A 789-nucleotide genomic window follows, 5' to 3' on the forward strand; every position below is an offset into this window, starting at 1 on the left:
GCATTTCCTTGATCAGGCGATCCTGTAAGGTTCTGTTGGCACGTTCTACGCGACCTTTGGCCTGGGGGGAGTTAGCGAAGATGATATCGATATTGAGGGTGCTAAGTACGCGTCCAAATTGCGTAACCTTGGTGTCTTTCTTGCTGCTTTGATTCACCCTAAACACTGAATGTTTATCACTGTAAAACGCCAGAGGTTTACCATGCTGTTCGACATACAAACGTGTTGAAATCATATAGTCAAAGGCTGATTCTGATTCACAGAAGCGTAAATGTTGCAATTTCCCTGTGGCATCATCAATAAATACCAGCAGACAGCATTTAGCAGCACGTCCTTCAAACCAGTCATGGTATGAGCCATCGATCTGGATCAATTCACCATAACAATCCCGATTATAACGAGGCTGATACGGGCGTTTCAGGCGCTTGGAGCGAGGAATCCATAAATCAGCTGCAATCATCCAGGAACGGAGTGTTTCTACTGAAATATTGAAGCCATGAACAGCTGTCAGCTTTTCATGGGCTAAAGTTGGTCCGAACCCATGGAATTGATCAGCGACAAGATTGAGGCACTTGAGTCTGAGTTCTTCAGGAAGTTTGGAATTGCTGGTTTGACCACGTGCAGCATGTGCTAACGCGGCTGGACCTTGAGCTTTGTATTTTTGCAATAATCGTCTGATCTGACGTTCTGAAATATGAAGTAGCTGAGCAGCCTGGGACTGGGTTATGCGTTGATCGCAGATTTCTTGCAAGACCGACAATCGTTTAAGTTCTTTATCCGACATAGACA

At 45.1% G+C, this 789-nt stretch carries 1 protein-coding gene; it reads right to left on the reverse strand.

Features of this window, described 5'->3' with window-relative positions:
- Nucleotides 1-784: ISNCY family transposase (locus GTU69_RS16940; protein ID WP_166172226.1), on the reverse strand; the 784-nt coding region annotated here is incomplete at its 3' end.
- Nucleotides 785-789 lie beyond the last annotated feature (5 nt).

It is taken from the genome of Acinetobacter sp. SA01 (genome assembly GCF_011319235.1).
Lineage (GTDB): Bacteria > Pseudomonadota > Gammaproteobacteria > Pseudomonadales > Moraxellaceae > Acinetobacter.